General features: G+C 60.9%; 15 protein-coding genes. 10 read left to right on the top strand and 5 right to left on the bottom strand.

Features of this window, described 5'->3' with window-relative positions; all coding sequences use genetic code 11:
* The first annotated feature begins 260 nt into the window (after positions 1-260).
* Positions 261-1,601, top strand: coding sequence for a glutamine synthetase family protein (locus AC13RC_RS02965; RefSeq protein ID WP_145631749.1), 1,341 nt, complete (start codon positions 261-263; stop codon positions 1,599-1,601).
* Positions 1,602-1,606: 5 nt separating this feature from the next.
* Here AC13RC_RS02965 and AC13RC_RS02960 read toward each other — a convergent pair whose 3' ends face one another.
* Positions 1,607-2,554: a diacylglycerol/lipid kinase family protein gene (locus AC13RC_RS02960; protein ID WP_488556448.1), complete on the bottom strand. Its 948-nt coding sequence runs from the start codon at positions 2,552-2,554 to the stop codon at positions 1,607-1,609.
* Positions 2,555-2,875: 321 nt separating this feature from the next.
* Between AC13RC_RS02960 and AC13RC_RS02955 the strand changes: the two genes are divergently transcribed.
* The gene (locus tag AC13RC_RS02955) at positions 2,876-4,093 is read left to right on the top strand and encodes an MFS transporter (protein ID WP_488556447.1); all 1,218 of its coding nucleotides are present in this window, start codon (positions 2,876-2,878) and stop codon (positions 4,091-4,093) included.
* Here the strand turns inward: AC13RC_RS02955 and AC13RC_RS02950 are convergent.
* Positions 4,058-4,462, bottom strand: a complete 405-nt coding sequence (locus AC13RC_RS02950; protein WP_488556446.1) for a winged helix-turn-helix transcriptional regulator — start codon at positions 4,460-4,462, stop codon at positions 4,058-4,060. The genes AC13RC_RS02955 and AC13RC_RS02950 overlap by 36 nt on opposite strands.
* A gap of 105 nt (positions 4,463-4,567) precedes the next feature.
* Here AC13RC_RS02950 and AC13RC_RS02945 point away from each other — a divergent pair, with 105 nt between their 5' ends.
* Both AC13RC_RS02945 and mgtE read left to right on the top strand, forming a co-directional pair.
* Entirely contained in the window at positions 4,568-5,581 is a 1,014-nt protein-coding gene (locus tag AC13RC_RS02945) for a zinc-binding alcohol dehydrogenase family protein (protein ID WP_488556445.1), read from the top strand.
* A gap of 354 nt (positions 5,582-5,935) precedes the next feature.
* The gene (gene mgtE, locus AC13RC_RS02940; RefSeq protein ID WP_113330823.1) at positions 5,936-7,309 is read left to right on the top strand and encodes a magnesium transporter; all 1,374 of its coding nucleotides are present in this window, start codon (positions 5,936-5,938) and stop codon (positions 7,307-7,309) included.
* A 65-nt stretch (positions 7,310-7,374) separates the two neighbouring features.
* Here mgtE and AC13RC_RS02935 read toward each other — a convergent pair whose 3' ends face one another.
* Positions 7,375-7,848, bottom strand: coding sequence for an Lrp/AsnC family transcriptional regulator (locus AC13RC_RS02935; RefSeq protein WP_112724385.1), 474 nt, complete (start codon positions 7,846-7,848; stop codon positions 7,375-7,377).
* A gap of 144 nt (positions 7,849-7,992) precedes the next feature.
* On the opposite strand from AC13RC_RS02935, the gene AC13RC_RS02930 reads away from it, so the two are divergent.
* Positions 7,993-8,907 (top strand): DMT family transporter, encoded by a 915-nt coding sequence (locus AC13RC_RS02930; RefSeq protein ID WP_488556444.1) that lies wholly within the window; start codon positions 7,993-7,995, stop codon positions 8,905-8,907.
* A gap of 84 nt (positions 8,908-8,991) precedes the next feature.
* Here the strand turns inward: AC13RC_RS02930 and AC13RC_RS02925 are convergent, their stop codons facing one another.
* On the bottom strand, positions 8,992-9,519 hold the full coding sequence (locus AC13RC_RS02925) for a GNAT family N-acetyltransferase (RefSeq protein ID WP_488556443.1): 528 nt from the start codon (positions 9,517-9,519) through the stop codon (positions 8,992-8,994).
* 6 nt (positions 9,520-9,525) lie between these two features.
* Positions 9,526-11,190, bottom strand: coding sequence for an electron transfer flavoprotein-ubiquinone oxidoreductase (locus AC13RC_RS02920; protein WP_488556442.1), 1,665 nt, complete (start codon positions 11,188-11,190; stop codon positions 9,526-9,528).
* A gap of 292 nt (positions 11,191-11,482) precedes the next feature.
* On the opposite strand from AC13RC_RS02920, the gene AC13RC_RS02915 reads away from it, so the two are divergent.
* From AC13RC_RS02915 to AC13RC_RS02895, 5 genes are all read left to right on the top strand, one after another.
* On the top strand, positions 11,483-12,271 hold the full coding sequence (locus tag AC13RC_RS02915) for an SDR family oxidoreductase (RefSeq protein WP_113330819.1): 789 nt from the start codon (positions 11,483-11,485) through the stop codon (positions 12,269-12,271).
* Positions 12,272-12,698: 427 nt separating this feature from the next.
* Positions 12,699-13,931, top strand: a complete 1,233-nt coding sequence (locus tag AC13RC_RS02910; protein WP_488556441.1) for an efflux RND transporter periplasmic adaptor subunit — start codon at positions 12,699-12,701, stop codon at positions 13,929-13,931.
* Entirely contained in the window at positions 13,928-17,047 is a 3,120-nt protein-coding gene (locus AC13RC_RS02905; RefSeq protein ID WP_488556440.1) for an efflux RND transporter permease subunit, read from the top strand. Before AC13RC_RS02910 ends, AC13RC_RS02905 begins: the two co-directional genes overlap by 4 nt.
* A 228-nt stretch (positions 17,048-17,275) precedes the next feature.
* Positions 17,276-18,565: an Hsp70 family protein gene (locus tag AC13RC_RS02900; protein ID WP_488556439.1), complete on the top strand. Its 1,290-nt coding sequence runs from the start codon at positions 17,276-17,278 to the stop codon at positions 18,563-18,565.
* Positions 18,566-18,620: 55 nt separating this feature from the next.
* Positions 18,621-19,514, top strand: coding sequence for a uracil-DNA glycosylase (locus AC13RC_RS02895; protein ID WP_488556438.1), 894 nt, complete (start codon positions 18,621-18,623; stop codon positions 19,512-19,514).
* Positions 19,515-19,570 lie beyond the last annotated feature (56 nt).

Here is a 19,570-nt window from a genome sequence, read left to right as displayed (position 1 = left end):
CGGCTGGTCAGGCAAATCTACGGACGCTGAGATTATGTGCATGGTCCCTCACCCCAGCCCTCTCCCCTCAAACGGGGAGAGGGGGTTATCCTGCCCATGCCGCTACGTGCGAGGCTGAGCATCAGAAAGTCCCCTCTCCCCGCACATGCGGGGAGAGGGCTAGGGTGAGGGACCGGGCACGAAACCGCTACGCAGCCACACTTGACTGAAAGCTATCTTGGTTTACGACCATGCCGTGAGCATGGGGGATTTACAAGAGCATGGCGGCCGACAACGCAACCGAAGGTAACGCGCGCATCGAAGTGCTGATTTCGGACATGAACGGCCGGCTGCGCGGCAAGCAGATACCGATTTCAGCCGAAAAGAAGGTCTGGTCCGGTGCCGTACGGCTGCCGACTTCGACACAATCGCTCGATATCTGGGGCTATGACAATGACGAATTTACCGGCCTTTCAATGACGATCGGAGATCCCGACGGAACCTGCGTTGCCGACCAGCGTACGCTCGCCGACATGCCTTGGGCACCAGCGGGATCGAAGCAGGTGCTCGCCACCATGCATGAGCTCGATGGCCGCCCGAGCTTCCAGGACCCGCGTGCCATTCTTGCCGCCGTCGTTGATCGCTACAAGGCGCTTGGCCTGACGCCCGTCATCGCGACCGAGCTGGAATTCTACCTTCTGGCCGGAGACTGGCGCGACAAAGGCATCCCATCGCCGCCGCCGGCCCTGACCTACCGGGGCGAACCGAACGGCTTTCAGCTTTACGACATGGATGCCGTCGATCTCCTTGATGGCTATCTTGAAACCTTGCGTGCCTATGCGCGGGCTCAAGAGTTGCCGGCGGACGCAACGACGGCGGAATTCGGCCCCGGCCAGTTCGAAGTGAACCTTCTACATCGCCCCGATGCGCTGGCCGCTGCAGATGATTGCGTCATGCTGAAGCGCGTGGCCGAGCAGGCGGCGCGCAAGCACGGCCTGAAATCGACCTGCATGGCCAAGCCCTATACAGACCATGCCGGCTCGGGACTGCACGTGCATGCGAGTATAATCGACGCTCAAGGGCGCAATGTCCTCGATGCAGCTGGCGGCGAGCCGAAGAGGCTGAAGTCGATCTGCGCAGGGCTGCTACAGACGCTGCAGGACGCGCAGCTGGTTTTTGCGCCCTATGCCAATTCCTACCGCCGCTTCCAACCAGGCTCCTTTGCCCCCGTCGATCTGACCTGGGGCTTCGGCCATCGCGGCACGGCTGTGCGCATTCCCGAAAAGGACGGGCCGGGTGCACGCATCGAGCACCGTGTCGCCGGTGCGGATGCCAATCCCTATCTCATGCTGGCGGCAATCCTCGGCGGCATGCTGCTCGGCGTGCAGAACGACCTCGATCCCGGTGAGGAGACGACGCCGGCTTATGTGCCGGCCGACGCGCCCAAGCTGACGCATGATTTTCTGACTGCGGTGGAGCGCTTCCGAACGTCAGCCTTCATTGCCGATGTGTTCGGCGAGCAATATCAAAGGCTCTATGGCGATACCAAGCAGAAGGAGGCGATCCGCTATCTGCGCACCGTTTCCGATTTCGATTATCGCACCTATCTGCCGCGTCTCTGACGACGTCAGACGGCGAGGCTATCGACGGCACCCTCGCTCTGGACACGCGCGGCGGTCCCTTCGCGGACCATCACCTTGAGCTCGCCCGGATGCACCTTGAGCGTCACATCACGCTCGAGGGGCAGCAACTCGCCATCCATGACGCAGTTGGCAAGCTGGCGCAGCTTCGGAAAGTGCAGATGCACTTCCGGCGCATGCATGACCATGACATCGGCGTTCTCACGAACCCGGCCGCGCAGCATGTCGATGGCAAGCCGGGCGACGCCGAGCGGCCGCAGAGGCTTTGCCGTGTAGAAGCCCAGTTCGCCGCTGCGCAGGCTGTCGGCGTAAAGCAGCGCATTGGCGCCAAAGGGATTGTTCGAGACCGAGATCGCCGAGACATGCCGGCGCTCGCGGATACCGCCGGCCTCGAAGTCGACGTCGAATTCCGGGGGATTGGCGATGACGCCGAAAGCAGCCCGCGTGCTGGCCGACATCTTTCCGATGCGCGAGCGATAGGTGTAGCCGTTGCGATAGCGTACCATGCGCGCATGCAAGCCTGCCGAGAACTGATGCACGAAGGCGCGTCCGTTAGCGCTGCCGATATCGACATTGTCGACCTCGCCTGTCGCGAGCACGCTCAACGTCTGCCAGATGTCGAGCGGCAACCGCAACGAACGGGCAAAGAGGTTCATGGTGCCGGCCGGAATCACGCCGAGCGCGACGCCATTCTTCCAGGCGATGGCGGCAGCGGTCGAAATCGTGCCATCGCCGCCGCCGGCGACAATGCCGTCAATATCGTCACGGCGCGCCGCGCGTTCCATCGCCGCCACGATGTTGCGTCCCTCCACGACCACGGCTTCGAAATCATGACCGGCCTCGCGGAAGACCTGTTCCGCTTTCCTTTCATAGGCAGCCATGTCGGTCGTGCGGAACGTTCCGCCATCGCGATTGAAAAAGCCGATCAACTTCATCGGGGGGCTCTCGGTCTTCCCGCAAACTATATTTCTGAGGGGCTAAGGCCCCGTGCGCTTCTTCTCAGATGGTTTTGGATGGAATGATTTCAAGCACTGCGGCCGTTTCGCCCGGTCGCCGCGGCGCACTTATGCACGATCGGACATGCTGCACTGCGAAAAATGCACGCGACAGGAACATTGCTCTCATTGATAGTATCAACGAGGGTGTGTCCATACCCGCCTGTCCCTTATTCCATTTTGATGCACTGAGCGCCGAATGCCGGGATTTGCCGCCTGATGCGCGGCGCTTGACCTTCGTGTGCCGCCCAAGGAGTTTTCGTGAGCGATATTACCGCCGAGGTCCTCGATACCCAAACCACCCTCGAAGCACCGTCGCGCACCGCGATCGCGCTGGTGACTTTGGCGCTGGCCGTCGGCAGCTTCGGTATTGGCACGGGCGAATTCGTCATCATGGGACTCTTACCGAATGTAGCCGACACCTTCGGCGTTACCACTCCGGAAGCAGGTCATGTGATCAGCGCCTATGCGCTCGGCGTCGTCGTCGGTGCACCCATCATCGCCGTGCTCGCCGCAAAGATGGCGCGCCGCACGCTGCTCCTCCTGATGATGGCGATCTTTGCCGCCGGCAATATTTCCAGCGCCTTCGCACCCACTTTCGAAAGCTTCACGGCACTGCGCTTCATCACCGGCCTGCCGCATGGCGCCTATTTCGGCGTTGCCGCGCTCGTAGCTGCCTCGATGGTGCCGGTCCATCGCCGCGTGCGCGCCGTCGGCCAGGTGATGCTCGGCCTCACGATCGCGACACTGATCGGCACGCCGATCGCGACTTTCCTCGGACAGCTTCTGAATTGGCGCGCAGCCTTCATGATGGTTGGCGCTATCGGCCTAGCCACCATGCTGCTGATCGCCCTCTTCCTCCCCAAAGACAAGGTTGAGGAAGGCGCGAGCATTACGCGCGAGCTCGGCGCACTGAAGCGCATCCAGGTCTGGCTTTCGCTTGGAGTCGCCGCCGTCGGCTTCGGCGGCATGTTTTCGATCTTCAGCTACGTCGCGACGACCACGACCGATGTCGCCGGCCTCGGCTCCGCCATGGTGCCGGTCGTGTTGGCACTCTTCGGCATCGGCATGAATGTCGGTAACATCGTCGGCTCTCGCCTCGGCGATATATCGATCAAAGGAACGATCGGCGGCATGATGATCTTCAACATCGTCATCATGACGCTCTTTTCGCTGACGGCAGCTAACCCGATCATGCTCTGCGTCTGCGTCTTCCTGATCGGCTGCGGCTTTGCCGCCTGCCCCGCCGTACAGACCCGCCTGATGGACGTAGCTGCCGACGCACAGACGCTGGCCGCCGCCTCCAATCATTCCGCCTTCAATATCGCCAATGCGCTCGGCGCCTGGCTTGGCGGGCTGGTGATCTCCTGGGGCTTTACGGCTGCGGCCACCGGCTATGTCGGCGCGGTGCTTTCCGTTGCAGGCCTCGCCGTCTTCGCCGTTTCAGTTGGCCTGGAGCGCCGCACCGGGCGCGCATGACATGCCGGGGGCGCCCAGCTGCTGGCGCCCATCGCGGCAAAATACATTCTCCTCGCCCCAAACGGCCATCGCCTTGATGATCGGCCCCAGGCTGGCGCCAAGCGGCGTCAGCGCATAATCGACGCGCGGCGGCACGACCGGAAAGACGGTGCGTGATAGCAGCCCGGATTCTTCCAATTCCCGTAATTGCTTGGTCAACATGCGCTGCGTTACCGACGGCAGCTTGCGGCGGATTTCGTTGAAGCGCAGCGTTCCATCCATCAGGTGAAACAGGATCACACCCTTCCATTTGCCGTCGAGCACGCTCAGCGTCGCCTCGACCGGGCATCCGGGGAAATTGCCGACAAGCTTGGAGCGGGGAACCGACATTTGACAGTATCCTTTTTGTATCTACGTACAGAAAATGTGCATTCTTGCGCCTTTTGAGGATAATGCGCATCTAGCCTCTGTGCAACCAACCCAGGAGCTTCTCCCATGCGCGCAGTCGCCTACCAGCAGCCACAACCCATCTCCGCAGAAACATCCCTGATCGACATCGAACTGCCGATGCCCGAGGCAGAGGGTCATGATCTGCTCGTCGAAGTGAAGGCCGTTTCCGTCAATCCGGTCGATGTCAAAGTCCGTTCCAATGTCGCCCCGCCGGAGGGTGAATACAAGGTCATCGGCTGGGATGCTGCCGGCATCGTCAAGGCGGTCGGGCCAGACGTCACCATGTTCAAGCCGGGAGACGAAGTCTTCTATGCGGGCGCCATCAATCGCGGCGGCTCCAACGCTGAATTCCATCTGGTCGACGAGCGCATCGTCGGCGCCAAGCCAAAGAGTCTCGATTTTCCGGCGGCCGCCGCGCTGCCGCTGACCTCGATCACGGCCTACGAGACACTCTTCGATCGGCTGAAGGTGCAGGATCCGGTTCCCGGCGCCGCCAATGCCATCCTTATCATCGGCGGAGCCGGCGGGGTTGGATCGATCGCCATCCAGATTGCACGCGCGCTGACCGATCTCACCATCATCGCTACGGCATCCCGGCCGGAAACGCAGGCTTGGGTGAAGGAATTGGGCGCGCACCATGTCATCGACCACTCGAAACCACTTGCGCCGCAGATCGAAGCGCTCGGCATCGGTGCTCCGGCCTTCGTCTTCTCTACGACCAACACGTCTGATCATGTCGGCTCGATCGTCGAAGCCATTGCGCCGCAAGGCCGCTTCGCCCTGATCGACGACCCGAAAACCCTTGATGTCGTGCCCTTCAAGCGCAAGGCGGTATCAACCCATTGGGAGCTGATGTTCACTCGTCCGCTCTTCAACACCGCCGACATGATCGAGCAGCACAAGCTGCTGACGAAGATCGCCGAACTGGTGGATTCCGGCAAGATTCGCTCGACCCTGACGGAGACCGCAGGCGCGATCAACGCCGCCAATCTCAAGAAGGCGCATGCCCTCGTCGAGACCGGCAAGATGAAGGGCAAGGTCGTTCTGGCAGGCTTCTGAGCCGCCAATATCCGCGACAGATCAGGCCGGGCGAATGTCGTCCGGCCGCTTCGTTTTAACGCATTTGCATCAGGTTTTGTTGCATCGCAAAAATTTGCAGCCGCCTAAACAAATTTTTATCGCAGGATCGAGCATTTAGGCGTGTCCGCCTCTTGACTTTTCATGCCTTCGGCGCGACTTCTCCGCACGTGGGGAACAGCGTTTTCCATACCGATTAACCGGAGCCATCTTTCGATGCCTAGCGACAGTAGTAGTCGATTGCCTTTGCCGTCAGTAGCATTCGTGCACTAACCGACTCCTGTCGGCTCGCCACGATCCGCTACGACGGCGGATCGACCGGAAAGGCGAGCTATAATGAACATCAACAGCTTTCCCGCGCGGGCCGGCAATGCCGCTCGTGCATTCATCAATAATAATCGCGCCGTCACCATTGCGGAACGCGTCGAGGCTCTGAACGCAACGGACGTAGCGGAGGCTGCCCGCATTCTCGCCAAAATGCCGGAAGAGCGCGCCGTGCGCATTCTCGACCGGCCGGAGCTGCGCAACGCACCCGCCATTCTCGAAGTCATGGGCAACGCAGATGCCGCGCGCCTGCTGCATGGCATGTCCAACGACCGCGTCGCCGACGTGCTGCTCGAAATGGATGTCGACGCACGCGCCCGGCTGTTCGCGACCTTTGACGAACATGCAAGGCAGGCGATCCAGGGCCTGATGGGCTATCCGCCGCGCACAGCCGGCGGCATCATGACGACGGAATTCGTCAGCGTTTTCGCGAGCTGGACGGTCGCCCAGACGCTCGATCACGTTCGCCAGGTCGAGCGCTCCCGCGAAACGGTCTATGCCATCTATGTGCTCGATGACGAGACGCATGTGCTGCTGCACGTCGTGACGCTGCGCCGCCTCATCACCGGCGAGCCCGATGCCTGTATCCTGACGGTGGCCCAGAAGGGCGTGCCGGTTACGGCACCGCCGCTGATGAAGCAGGAGGATGTCGCGCGCCTGATCCGCCGTCACGATCTTCTGGCGCTGCCTGTCGTCGACGACAAGGGCCATATGCTCGGCATCGTCACCGTCGATGACGTCATCGATACGATGATCGCCGATACGACCGAGGACGCCCAGAAGTTCGGTGGTATGGAGGCCCTCGGTCAGCCCTATATGAAGATCAGCTTTGCGGGCATGATCCGCAAGCGCGCCGGCTGGCTTGCCGCCCTCTTCCTCGGCGAGATGTTGACCGCAAGTGCCATGCAGCACTTCGAAGGCGAGCTGGAAAAGGCTGTCGTGCTGACGCTCTTTATCCCGCTCATCATGAGCTCGGGCGGCAATTCCGGGTCGCAGGCGACCTCGCTGATCATCCGGGCGTTGGCGCTCGGCGAGCTCAAGCTTTCGGACTGGTGGCGCGTGGCGTTCCGCGAACTGCCGACAGGCATCGTGCTCGGCGCGATCCTCGGCCTCGTCGGCTTTGCCCGCATCGTGCTCTGGCAGAATATCGGCCTCTTCGATTACGGCCCGCATTGGCAGCTGGTCGCTTTCACCGTCTTCGCGGCCCTGATCGGCATCGTCACCTTCGGCTCGCTTGCCGGCTCTATGCTGCCCTTCGTTCTGCAGAAGCTGCGCCTCGATCCAGCCAGCGCATCAGCACCCTTCGTCGCGACGCTCGTCGATGTTACCGGCCTGGTGATCTACTTCTCGGTTGCCCTGCTGATCCTCAGCGGAACGATGCTCTGAGGATAATCAAACTCTCATCGCAAAGGGGCCGGCAACGGCCCTTTTTCATTGTTACTCCGGCTATTTCATTCAGGCTGCGGCAATTTCAGAGCACCGTTGGTCTTGATCGTGCGAATCGCGAAGTTCGAGCGCAGATCGACCACGCCTGGAAGGACAAGCAGCTTTTCCGACATCACCTTCTCATAGGCGGCCAAATCCTCCACCACGACCTCAGCCAGGAAATCGGCCGTACCCGAAATCAGATGGCAGGCGACGACTTCCGGAATGGCGAGCAATGCTGCCTGCTGCGTCTCGGAATTCTCCTTCGAATGATGGCCTACCTTGAGTTCCACGAAGACCGTGAGACCGAGGCCGGCCTCCTTGCGGTCAATATCCGCGCGATAGCCGCGCAAAAGCCCGGATTTTTCCAGATTGCGAATGCGCCTGAGGCAAGGAGACGGCGAGAGATTTACCCGCTCGGCGATCTCGACATTGGTGGCGCGCGCATCCTCCTGAAGGCAGTTGAGGATCGCGATATCGAATTTATCCAGCTTTGGCATATTTGAGAAACTCTGACTTGCAAATTGGCAGTTTATTGCTGATAGCACGATTTTCGAGCCATAACTAGCAAGGACATGCCTCGGCCTTCGGGACTATCTTTTCCTCATTCGAAAGATAACCGGATCGTTGGAAAGGATATGTCGATGACCGCTTTGTCTCTCTCCACCCGCAAGGCAACCCCCACCATGGTCGGCTATGCCGGCGCCATCGTTACCGTCTTGATCTGGGCAAACTGGATTCTTGCCACCCGCCACACGGCCGAAACGCAGATGGGCACCATCGATCTCGGCCTCATCCGCTACGGCGTGCCGGCCCTCGTGCTCGCTCCCGTCTGGTGGAAGACGGGCCTGCTGCCGAAGGGCGTGCCACTGAAACTGCTCGCGCTGATGGTCTGCGGCTCCGGCGCCCTCTTCTTCCAGCTGACCACGCTTGCCATCCAGTTCACGCCCGCCTCGTCGGCCGGCATCCTGCTCGGCGGCTCCATGCCGCTGGCAACTGCCCTGATTGGTGTGCTGTTGTTCCGCGAGCGGCTTGATATCACCCGCTGGCTCGGCCTTGGCGGCATCGTCGCCGGCGTCGTGATCCTCCTGGCACGCAGCCTCTATGGCGTGCAGATCTCCTGGGAGGGCTTTACCCTGCTGCCGCTGTCGGCCGTGCTCTGGGCAAGCTACACGCATGCCTTCCGCCGCTCCGGCCTGAGCGCCCTGCAGTCGAGCGCCATCATCGCCGTCTGGTCGTTCCTGATCCATGTCGGCCTGGCCGCTGTCTTCGGCAGCTCGCTTGCCTCCGTGCCGCTGCCGGAAATCGGCCTGCAGATCGTCAGCCAGGGCCTGCTGTCTGGCCTTGCCGCCACCCTCGCCTATGGCCTCGCCGTCCAGGCTCTCGGTGGCACCCAGGCCGCAGCCTTCACCGCCATCACCCCCGTCCTTGCCACGATCGGCGGCGGCTTTCTGCTCGGCGAGGAAATCGGACTGGCTGGCATTGCAGCCGCAATCGTGACCGGCGCCGGCGTTGCCCTCTCCACTGGCCTGCTTGCTCGCAAGCCCGCCCAGCACTAATCCCTATCTTACAGAGACTTGGAGCGGTTCAGCAAAATGCTGAACCGCCCTTTTTATTTGTTCCGACGAAATTCATGAATTGGATCAAAATCGGAGCGCCATGGCCACACGCCTCGCTGGATCGGCGCCGTGAGCAATCTCATGCTCAAGTATCTGAGTGAGAACGGCCGGCCTGTCCTCGTTATCCAGAATGCGAAACCCCATCGAGGCATAGAATGGCGCGTTGAAAGCCACCTGCCGGTCCGTCGTCAAAGTGACGCCAGCGGCCCCTTGCGTTTTCGCCGCCGCAATCGCAGCTTCCATCAGCCGCCGTCCGACGCCTCGCTTCTGCCAACGCCTGACGACATCGAGTTCTGCGATGTGAACCGAGCTATCTTTCATAACGCCGGCCAGAAAGCCGAACGACCGATCTTCATCGTCGACGGCAACGAACAGCAAGCCTTCCGCAAGGGATTGCTCCAACACGTCGAGAGGCAGGGACGTCGGCTCGCAAGCAACCGCGCCGGCCTCATGCAGAGCCCAGAAGGCATCGATCTCGATGGCCGCGAGCAGATGCAGTTCGTTGGCCCTGGCCGAACGGATCGTCCAGGCGCCTTGTTCGATCTCCGTCATCGCATCTCACATATTCGGATAGACCGGCCCTTCGCCGCCCTGCGGCGGCACCCAGTTGATGTTCTGGTTCGGGTCCTTGATATCGCAGGTCTTGCAGTGGACGCAGTTCTGGGCGTTGATGACGAAGGTATCCTTGCCGTCCTTCTCCACCCATTCATAGACGCCGGCCGGACAGTAGCGCGTTGACGGACCGGCATACACGTCATGCTCGGAATTCTTCTGTAGGTCCATATCCCTGACCTGTAGATGCACCGGCTGGTCTTCCTCGTGGTTGGTGTTCGACAGGAACACCGAGGAGAGACGGTCGAAGGTGAGCACGCCATCCGGCTTCGGATAGTCGATCTTCTGGTGCTGTGCGGCGGGCTCCAGCGAGGCGGCATCCGTCTTGCCGTGCTTCAGCGTACCGAAGAAAGAGAAGCCGAACAGCTGGTTCGTCCACATGTCGAGGCCGCCGAGCGCCACGCCGATCGCCGTGCCGAACTTCGACCACAGCGGCTTGACGTTCCGGACGCGCTTCAGGTCCTTGCCGATATCCGAAGAGCGCCACTCGTTCTCGATCTCGACCACCTCGTCATTGCCGCGACCAGCCGCGATTGCCGCGGCGATCTTGTCGGCCGCCAGCATGCCCGACAGCACCGCATTGTGGCTGCCCTTGATGCGGGGAACGTTGACGAAACCTGCCGAGCAGCCGATCAGCGCACCGCCCGGGAAGGTCAGCTTCGGCACCGACTGATATCCGCCCTCGGTGATGGCGCGCGCGCCATAGGAGATGCGTTTACCACCCTCGAAAGTGCCCCGGATGGCCGGATGGGTCTTGAAGCGCTGGAATTCCTCGAAGGGATAGAGATAGGGGTTCTTGTAGTTCAGGTGCACGACGAAGCCGACCGCGACCAAATTGTCTTCCAGATGGTAGAGGAACGAGCCGCCGCCCGTCTTCATGCCAAGAGGCCAGCCGAAGGAGTGCTGCACCAGGCCCTTCTTATGGTTCTCGCGCTTGACCTCCCAGAGCTCCTTGATGCCGATGCCGAACTTCGGCACGTCGCTGTTCCGCGCGAGATCAAACTTGGCAATCAGCTGCTTTGCGAGCGAGCCGCGCACGCCCTCGCCGATCAGCACATATTTGCCGAGCAACGCCATGCCGCGGGTATAGTTCGGGCCGGGTTCGCCATTCTTCTCGATGCCCATGTCGCCGGTCGCGACGCCGATGACGGCTCCCTCTTCATTATAGAGCACTTCGGTCGCGGCAAAGCCGGGATAGATCTCGACGCCGAGAGCTTCGGCCTTCTCGGCAAGCCAGCGACAGACATTGCCGAGCGAGACGATATAGTTGCCGTGATTGTTCATCAGCGGCGGCATCAGGAAATTCGGCAGGCGGACGGAGCCGGCAGGCCCCAGAAACAGGAAGTGGTCGCTCGTGACTTTGGTCTTGAAGGGATGCCCCTCCTCGTCACGCCAGCCCGGCAGCAGGCGGTCGATGCCGATCGGATCGACGACGGCGCCCGACAGGATATGCGCGCCAACCTCGGCCCCCTTCTCGAGCACGACGACGGTCAGATCGGGATTGATCTGCTTCAGCCGGATCGCCGCCGACAGGCCCGCTGGACCTGCGCCGACAATCACAACGTCGAATTCCATGCTCTCGCGTTCCGGCAGCTCGTTCGCGTCAGTCATTCATCTTCTCCGCTTGGCCGGCTTCCGATCATCCCGGATCGCAGCCTTGTCCCCTTGGGCGTCTTCCCCGTTTCGGTTATCTCTTGTCAAAATGGGAGGGGATTGTCGAGCCGGGAAGCGACAGGCAATCCCCCAATTTGCCCAACACGTAAAACAAGTTAAATGACCCTTACGTTAACGTCAATATTCTGATGGTATTTGCCGTCAGTTGTGAAGTGCGCCTTCCATAGTCGCCCGATGGCCCTCTATAAATGCCAATCAGACAATCCAAATAGCATGAAGGGTGATCAAGATGGATCTTCGTATTGGTGGGAAGCGCGCACTGGTGCTCGCCTCATCGAAGGGGCTGGGCCATGGCATCGCCGTGGCGCTTGCCCGCGAGGGCGTGAATGTCCTGCTCTGCGGCCGCAGCGGAGACCGGCTGGATAGCAATTGCAAGGCCATCAATGCCGAGGGCAAGGGCCGGGCCGACTGGATCTGGGCCGACCTCAACGACGAGAACTTCGTTGAGGTCGTCACCAAGGCTGCGACCGAGAAGCTCGGCGGCATCGACATCCTCGTCAACAATAGCGGTGGTCCGACTCCGGGGACGACGGAAGATATGACCGCCGACCGGCTGGAGACCTATTTCATCTCCATGGTGTCGCGGATCATTACCCTCACCAATGCGCTCTTGCCTGAGATGAAGGCACAGGGATGGGGACGCATCCTCACCGTCGCCTCCTCCGGCGTCATCGAGCCCATTCCCAATCTTGCGCTTTCCAACACGCTGCGCCCGGCGCTTGCGGGTTGGAGCAAGACGCTGGCAGGCGAAGTGGCGGCATACGGCATCACCGTGAACATGCTTCTGCCAGGCAGCATCGCGACCGACCGGCTGGCGGAGCTCGATTCGGCCGCGGCGAAACGCGGCGGCAGAAGCCTCGACGAGGTCAGCGCCGAGCGCCAACAGCGCATCCCCGCTGGTCGCTATGGCCGCGTCGAGGAATTCGCCGCCACCGCCGCCTTCCTTTGCAGCGAACCGGCTAGCTACGTGACGGGCACCATGGTCCGCTGCGACGGGGGAGCTGCTCGCTCCCTTTGAGGTCGCCACCGCGGCGAACAGAGTGCAGGCCCTTGCAACAGGGCCTGACAACACAATTCCGTGAGCTGCAGCAATGCCTCTATGCACGCTGCAGCACATCTTTACACTATAAATACCGCCTAAAGCTGTTTTGCCGACCGATTATTACATAACGGCAATCAAAAAATAGCCATTTGACTGTTTGCTGCCCTGCACAAACAGAAACAATTCCAAAGCTTTCCAAGCTTTAATTTTTCGTCGTCCGGAACTGTGGTAGATTCCACAGCATCAGCGTTCATGAATTCGCGTTAAAGGGACAGAATTACCGAACGTTAGCGGTAACGGCGATGTATGGATTGCGGCGAAGCTCGTCTTTGTTGTGCGCCGCAATAAATACACTTCACCGTCCTCGCGCTTCCTGCAACAAGCCCCGACCGGTTCTTTAAATATGAAAAAACTTTGGCTTCCCCTCGGCCTTCTCGTCGTCGCAGCCCTTGCGGCATGGAGCTATCGCGACCGTATTCCTTTCCTTTCCGCCTTTGTCGATCAAGCGTCCGCAGAAACCAAAGACGCCGGCAAGGCAGCGCAGGCCGGCGGCAAGCGTCAGGCCGGCCCAGTCGCGGTAAAGACCGTTGCCGCCGTCAAGATTACGCTGCCCATGGACGTTCCCGCGACCGGCTGGGTCGTGCCGATCGATTCAACGACGATCGCCGCACAGGAAGCCGGGCTGATCACGCAGATCGCCGTAAAAGATGGCGCGACAGTCAAAGCCGGCGACCTGATCGCAAAACTCGATCCGCGTACAGCACAGGCTGCCGTAGACAAGGACAAGGCGAATATTACGAAAGACCAGGCAAACCTTGCCCAAGCGGAGACCGCGCTGACCCGCGCCAATAGCTTGCTCACGAGCAGCGCCGGCACTCAGGCGACTGCCGATGAAGCGCGTGCGACCCGCGACGGCGCCATTGCCACGCTCAGCGCGGACCAGGCACAGCTTGCCTCGGATCAAGTCCTGCTCGGAAATACCGACATACGGGCACCTTATGATGGCAGGCTTGGCGATGTTCAATTGAGCCTGGGGGCTTATGTCAGCGCCGGCACGCCGATCGTGACGATCAGCAAATATGATCCGGCATATATCAAGTTTACCCTGCAGGAAAACAATCTGCGAGAACTGCAGGAACAGCTGGCCGCGGGTCCTGTTCACGTCACCACCGTTCCCCGTTCCGCACAGGGCAAGCCCCGCACCGGAACGATCACCTTTTACGACAACACGGTCGACCAGGCTTCCGGAACGATCGCCGTGAAGGCAACGTTCGAAAATGCCAACGGTGCCTTGTGGCCGGGACGCTCCGCGAATGTCATGGTTCACTTCGCCGACAACGAGCAGTTGATCGTCGTGCCGACCGTTGCGGTCAGCCCGGGGCCGGACGGCTATATCGCCTTTGTGGTGAAAGACAACAAGGTCAAGATTACGCCAGTGACGATTGCTCGCGCCAATGGCGGCCGCACAGCCGTCGCCACAGGCCTTTCGGTCGGCGATCATGTCGTTGTCGAAGGCCAGTCGCAACTGAACAACGGCACCGAAGTCAAGGAACAGTTCAGCGACAATCCAAACGAGAAGGTCGCTTCGGCCGATGATGGAAAAACCGAAACCATCGCAGTTGGAGCGCAACAATGATCCCGACCTTCTGTATCCAGCGTCCGGTCGCGACCACGCTCCTCGCTATCGGCGTGGTGCTTGCCGGTCTCGCCGGCTATCAGCTCATCCCCGTCGCGGCAGTGCCGCAGGTGGATTTCCCGACGATCAACGTCTCGGCTCAGCTGACGGGCGCCTCACCACAGACGATGGCGACATCGGTCGCCACGCCGCTGATCAAACAGTTCGAGACGATCCCCGGCATCAGCGAGATTTCTTCGACAAACTCGCTTGGCAATACCAGCATCGTGCTGCAGTTCAATCTCGACCGCAACATCGACGCCGCCGCCGGTGACGTGCAGGCGGCGATTTCGACCGCGCAAAGAAAACTTCCCAACAACCTGACCACCCCGCCAAGCTACCGGAAGACCAATCCGGCCGACGCGCCTGTCATGCTGATCGCCGTACAAAGCGACACCTTGCAGCGCAGCAAGCTCGACGATATCGCCGAGAACATCATCTCTCCATCGATCTCGACACTGCCTGGCGTCGCTGAAGTGACCGTAAACGGCGCGCAGACCTACGCGGTGCGCATCGACGTCGATCCGAACAAGCTTCTGGATCGCGGCATCGGTATCGACACGGTCAATACAGCCGTCGTCAACGCCAACAACCAGGTCCCGGTCGGCACGCTGCAAGACTCGGCGCAGAGCATGACGATCAATGCGAATACGCAGCGCGTCAACGCCGACGAGTTTCGCACGCTTGTGATTGCCAATCCCAACGGCAAGCCAATTCACCTCGGCGACGTCGCCGACGTGCAGGACAGCGTGGAAAACCAGAATATCGGTAGCTGGTATGATGGCCAGCGAGCGATCATTCTGGCTATTCAACGCCAGCCCGATGCCAACACCGTCGACGTTGTCGATGCCGTGAACAAGACGCTGCCGAAGCTGCAGGCCGAAATGCCGGCTTCCGTCAAAATGACCGTTATGAACGACTCGGCCCAGCCAATCCGCGAGGCCATCTCGGACGTCAAGTTTACCTTGCTGCTGACCATCGGCCTGGTCGTTCTCGTCATCTACCTGTTCACGGGCCACGTGACGGCAACGATTATCCCCGGCCTCGCCGTACCCCTTTCGCTGATATCAACTTTCGGCATGATGTATGTGCTCGGCTATAGCGTCGACAATATCTCGCTGCTCGGATTGACGATTGCAGTGGGCCTCGTGGTGGATGACGCCATCGTCATGCTGGAGAACATTCTGCGGCACATGGAAGAAGGCATGCCTGTGCGGCAAGCAGCCATCCAGGGCGCGGCCGAAGTCAGCTATACGATTATCTCCATGTCGGTCTCGCTGATCGCCGTGTTCATCCCTATCCTGCTGATGGGCGGCGTCGTTGGCCGTATCTTCAACGAATTCGGCATGGTCGTGGCAATCGCCATCATATCGTCCGCGGTGGTTTCACTGACCGTCACGCCGATGCTCGGCTCGCGTCTCTCCAACGCCCACAGCCATCCTCCCTTGCCGGTGCGCTTCTTCAACAAGGGCTTCAACTGGACCGAGGTCAATTACGGCAAGGGCGTGGAATGGTGTATTCGCCATCGTTACATCGTGCTCGGAAGCTTCCTTGCTTCGGTCGCGCTGTCGGCCTACCTTTTCCTGACGCTGCCGGCCAGCTTCTTCCCCCAGGAAGACATCGGCCGGCTGCAGATTTCAACGCGCGCCCGCCAGGATATTTCCTATCCGGCTATGCGTGACCTGCAGAACCAGGCCGCTGCGGCAATCAAGGCGAATCCTGCCGTCGAGCACGTGATGTCGGTTGTCGGCGCCAGCGCGCGTCAGACACTCAACAACGGTACGATCTATGCCCAGTTAAAGGATAAGAAGGATCGTCCGCCTCTCGACCAGACTTTGCGCGAAATACGCGCCGCCGTCGCCAAAATCCCAGGCATTCAGGTCTTCATCAACCCTCAGCAAAGCCTTCGCTTCGGCGGACGCCAGACCGCCAGCCAGTATCAGCTCGTCATCCAGGCGCTTAACGCCGATCTGACCAACGAGTGGGCCAACAAGATGCTGCAGGAGATGCGAAAGGATCCACGCTTCACCGACGTGACCACCGACGCGCAATATAATGCACTGCAGGCCAATATTGTGGTCGATACGGAGAAAGCCGCCGCCTACGGCATCAACAACAACCTGCTGCGCACGACACTTGAGGAGGCCTTCAGCGACTACGCCGCCGCACAGATCCAGTCGACCGGCGACAGCTATGACGTGATCATCGAATATGATGCGAACCAGCCTTGGGACGACCAGAAGCTGTCGCGCATCCATGTGACGTCTTCGAGCGGCCAGCAGGTTCCATTGTCGGCCTTCGCGCGCATCGAGCGCAATACCGGTCCGGTGACCATCAACCAGACCGGTCAGCTCGTCTCGACCACGGTATCCTTCAACCTGCCGGCCGGCGAAGCGCTTGGCGACGCCACGGCACAGATCGAACAGATCAAGAAGGACATCAACATGCCGGCGGACATCTTCACGTCCTACGGCGGCACGGCGCAGATCTTCCAGCAATCGCAGGGCAGCACGCCCTATCTGATCCTGGCTGCGGTGCTGACGATCTATGTGGTTCTCGGCGTTCTCTATGAGAGCTTCATCCATCCCCTGACCATTCTGTCCGGTCTGCCGGCCGCCGCTCTCGGCGCATTGCTTGCGCTGAAGATCTTCGGCTTCGACCTGTCGGTCATCGCGCTCATCGGCTTGCTGATGCTGATCGGTATCGTCAAGAAAAACGCAATCATGATGATCGACGTGGCACTGGAAACGTTGCGCTCGAGTACTGGCATGTCGCCGGCGGAAGCGATCCACGAAGCCTGCGTACGCCGTTTCCGCCCGATCATGATGACCACCTTCTGCGCCCTGCTCGGCGCCCTGCCGATCGCGGTCGGCAGCGGCGCAAGCTCCGAGCTGCGCCAGCCGCTCGGTATCGCTGTGGTCGGCGGCTTGGTGGTGTCGCAGCTTCTGACCCTGTTCATCACGCCTGTCATCTTCCTGGAGATGAACCGCCTGAGCGACTTCCTCGGTCGTTTCGGCCGGCGCAAGGACGACGACCCGCACCAGAAGGAACCGCCGTCGGCGATTGCCGCGGAATGACAAAAACGGGCGCCGAAAGGCGCCCATTCCTTTTCCAGCAAAGCGAAACGCATCGCCGGTGAAATACTGTCGGCGGATACCACGGCGGGCAAAAATAAAAGCACCTCTCCGTCTTGAACTTGACGTCCAGCCATGTCATGACGCGCCCTCTTTGCGACAGGGCGCGTCATGCGTCCCATCAGGGGCTTGGCCCCAATCCAGACAATTTCGACGGAAAGGAGTGCGGGCATGGCTCGGGCGCTTGGTTTCGACTTCGGCACCACGAACACGGTTCTGGCGATGGCCGAAGGACCCGCGACGCAATCGGTCGCCTTCAACAGCACGGCCGGCACCGCCGACAGCATGCGCACCGCGCTCTCCTTCATGAAGGATCCGGGGCTGGGTGCGGCCGCGCTCAAGGTCGAGGCAGGACATGCGGCCATCAGGCAGTTTATCGACAATCCCGGCGACTGCCGCTTCCTGCAGTCGATCAAGACTTTTGCGGCGAGCGCACTCTTCCAGGGTACGCTGATCTTCGCCAAGCGCCACAGCTTCGAGGATCTGATGGAGATCTTCGTGCGTCGCCTGCGCGCCTACGCCGGAGAGGGATGGCCGGAGAATGTTTCGCGCATCGTCACCGGCCGACCGGTGCATTTTGCCGGCGCCAACCCGAACCCTGCCCTTGCCACCGAGCGCTACAATGCCGCTCTTGCACGATTCGGCTTTCCGGAAATTCACTACGTCTACGAGCCGGTGGCGGCGGCCTTCTACTTCGCCCAACACCTGAAGAAGGATGCGACCGTGCTGGTGGCCGACTTCGGCGGCGGCACAACCGACTATTCGCTCATCCGCTTCGAGACCCATGCCGGAAAGCTGACGGCGAAGCCGATCGGCCATTCCGGTGTCGGCATCGCCGGCGATCATTTCGATTTCCGGATGATCGACAACATCGTCTCGCCGGCCATCGGCAAGGGAAGCTACTTCAAGAGCTTCGACAAGCTGCTGGAAGTGCCGACCTCCTACTACGCCAATTTCGGCCGCTGGAACCAGCTCTCGATCTTCAAGACCTCGCGCGAATATGCCGACCTGAAGACGCTGGTGCGCAGCAGCCTGGAGCCGGAGAAGCTGGAAACCTTCATCGAGCTGGTCGAGCATGACGAAGGCTATCCGCTCTATCAGGCCGTATCTGCGACGAAGATGGCGCTTTCGAGCGAGGAAGAGGCCGAATTCAACTTCCCGCCGCTCGGCAAGGCAGGCCGCAAGCATGTTCGCCGCGCCGATTTCGAGACGTGGATTGCGGAAGACCTCGCCCGCATCGAAGGAGCGCTGGATGACGTTCTGACAACGACGAACACCTCGCCCAATGCGATCGACAAGGTGTTCCTGACGGGCGGCACCTCCTTCGTGCCGGCCGTGCGACGCATCTTCACGGAACGCTTCGGCCAGGAGCGCATCGAAACGGGCGGCGAACTGCTGTCGATCGCCCATGGCTTGGCCCTGATCGGCGAGCGGGACGATATCGCCCAGTGGACGGCATGAGATAGCCGGCCACCCTGCCCTTTCGTTCCTGCGCCGCTTTGGTTAGAGTTCGCCCATGATTTCCGCCAGCGACCTCACACCGGCCGAGCTTGCCGCCCTTCTGCACTTCCATGCGGATGCCGGCGTTGATTGGCTGCTGGAAGATGAGCCGGTGGATCGGTTTGCGGAATTCGAGGCGATGCGCGCCGCGCGGCAGGGCTCGCGCGCAACGCAGCCAAGGGCCGAAGCGCCAGCACCCGCACCCGCCACACGGTCACAGCCCGAGCGTCGCCCCGCCGCAAAGCCGGCGACGCCTGCCGCAGCATCACCACCGCGCGCAACGCCGGCCATTCCCGACGAGCAAGCCGTGGAACAGGCCCGATTCGCGGCCGAAAGTGCGCGTTCTCTTAGTGAGTTGAAGACGGCACTCGAAGCCTTCAATAGCTGCAACCTCAAGAACAGCGCCCGCTCGACGATCTTTGCGAGTGGCACGCCGGAGGGCCGGCTCATGGTGATCGGACCGATGCCGAGCGCCGACGATGATCGCGAGGGGGCGCCGTTTGCCGGCCGCGCGGGACAGTTGCTCGACAGGATGCTCGCCGCCATCGGCCTGCAGCGCGATTCGATCCTGCTCACCAACGTCATTCCGTGGCGACCGCCGGGCAACCGCGCCCCTTCTCCCGCAGAAATCGAGATATGTCGTCCGTTCATAGAACGGCAGATTGCGCTTGCCGAGCCGAAGGCTGTGCTGCTGCTCGGTAATTTCACCGCCCGCCACTTCTTCGGCGGTGGCGAAACCATCCATGGATTGCGCGGACAATGGCGGGAAATCAGCATTCTCGGCCGAACCATCCCCGCTATCGCCAGCCTGCATCCACAGGAACTGCTGACCGCGCCCATCAATAAACGTCTGGCCTGGAGCGATCTTCTGGCCTTCAAGAATTATGTCGCCGCTGAAATATTAGGCTAATTTCAACAGCTATTAATGGAGAATGACACAAGTTATGCATTTATTGCATGGCAGTC

The organism is Martinezella sp. CNPSo 3890 (assembly GCF_057784455.1).
This window is presented reverse-complemented; position numbering and strand designations above follow the sequence as displayed.

Excerpts from the sequence above, each read along its gene's own strand:
- AC13RC_RS02950 (WP_488556446.1), bottom strand. The coding sequence starts at position 4,462 with ATGTCGGTTCCCCGCTCCAAGCTTGTCGGCAATTTCCCCGGATGCCCG.
- mgtE (WP_113330823.1), top strand. The coding sequence starts at position 5,936 with ATGAACATCAACAGCTTTCCCGCGCGGGCCGGCAATGCCGCTCGTGCA.
- AC13RC_RS02900 (WP_488556439.1), top strand. The coding sequence starts at position 17,276 with ATGGCTCGGGCGCTTGGTTTCGACTTCGGCACCACGAACACGGTTCTG.
- AC13RC_RS02965 (WP_145631749.1), top strand. The coding sequence starts at position 261 with ATGGCGGCCGACAACGCAACCGAAGGTAACGCGCGCATCGAAGTGCTG.
- AC13RC_RS02910 (WP_488556441.1), top strand. The coding sequence starts at position 12,699 with ATGAAAAAACTTTGGCTTCCCCTCGGCCTTCTCGTCGTCGCAGCCCTT.
- AC13RC_RS02925 (WP_488556443.1), bottom strand. The coding sequence starts at position 9,519 with ATGACGGAGATCGAACAAGGCGCCTGGACGATCCGTTCGGCCAGGGCC.
- AC13RC_RS02915 (WP_113330819.1), top strand. The coding sequence starts at position 11,483 with ATGGATCTTCGTATTGGTGGGAAGCGCGCACTGGTGCTCGCCTCATCG.
- AC13RC_RS02905 (WP_488556440.1), top strand. The coding sequence starts at position 13,928 with ATGATCCCGACCTTCTGTATCCAGCGTCCGGTCGCGACCACGCTCCTC.
- AC13RC_RS02935 (WP_112724385.1), bottom strand. The coding sequence starts at position 7,848 with ATGCCAAAGCTGGATAAATTCGATATCGCGATCCTCAACTGCCTTCAG.
- AC13RC_RS02895 (WP_488556438.1), top strand. The coding sequence starts at position 18,621 with ATGATTTCCGCCAGCGACCTCACACCGGCCGAGCTTGCCGCCCTTCTG.
- AC13RC_RS02960 (WP_488556448.1), bottom strand. The coding sequence starts at position 2,554 with ATGAAGTTGATCGGCTTTTTCAATCGCGATGGCGGAACGTTCCGCACG.
- AC13RC_RS02930 (WP_488556444.1), top strand. The coding sequence starts at position 7,993 with ATGACCGCTTTGTCTCTCTCCACCCGCAAGGCAACCCCCACCATGGTC.
- AC13RC_RS02920 (WP_488556442.1), bottom strand. The coding sequence starts at position 11,190 with ATGACTGACGCGAACGAGCTGCCGGAACGCGAGAGCATGGAATTCGAC.
- AC13RC_RS02945 (WP_488556445.1), top strand. The coding sequence starts at position 4,568 with ATGCGCGCAGTCGCCTACCAGCAGCCACAACCCATCTCCGCAGAAACA.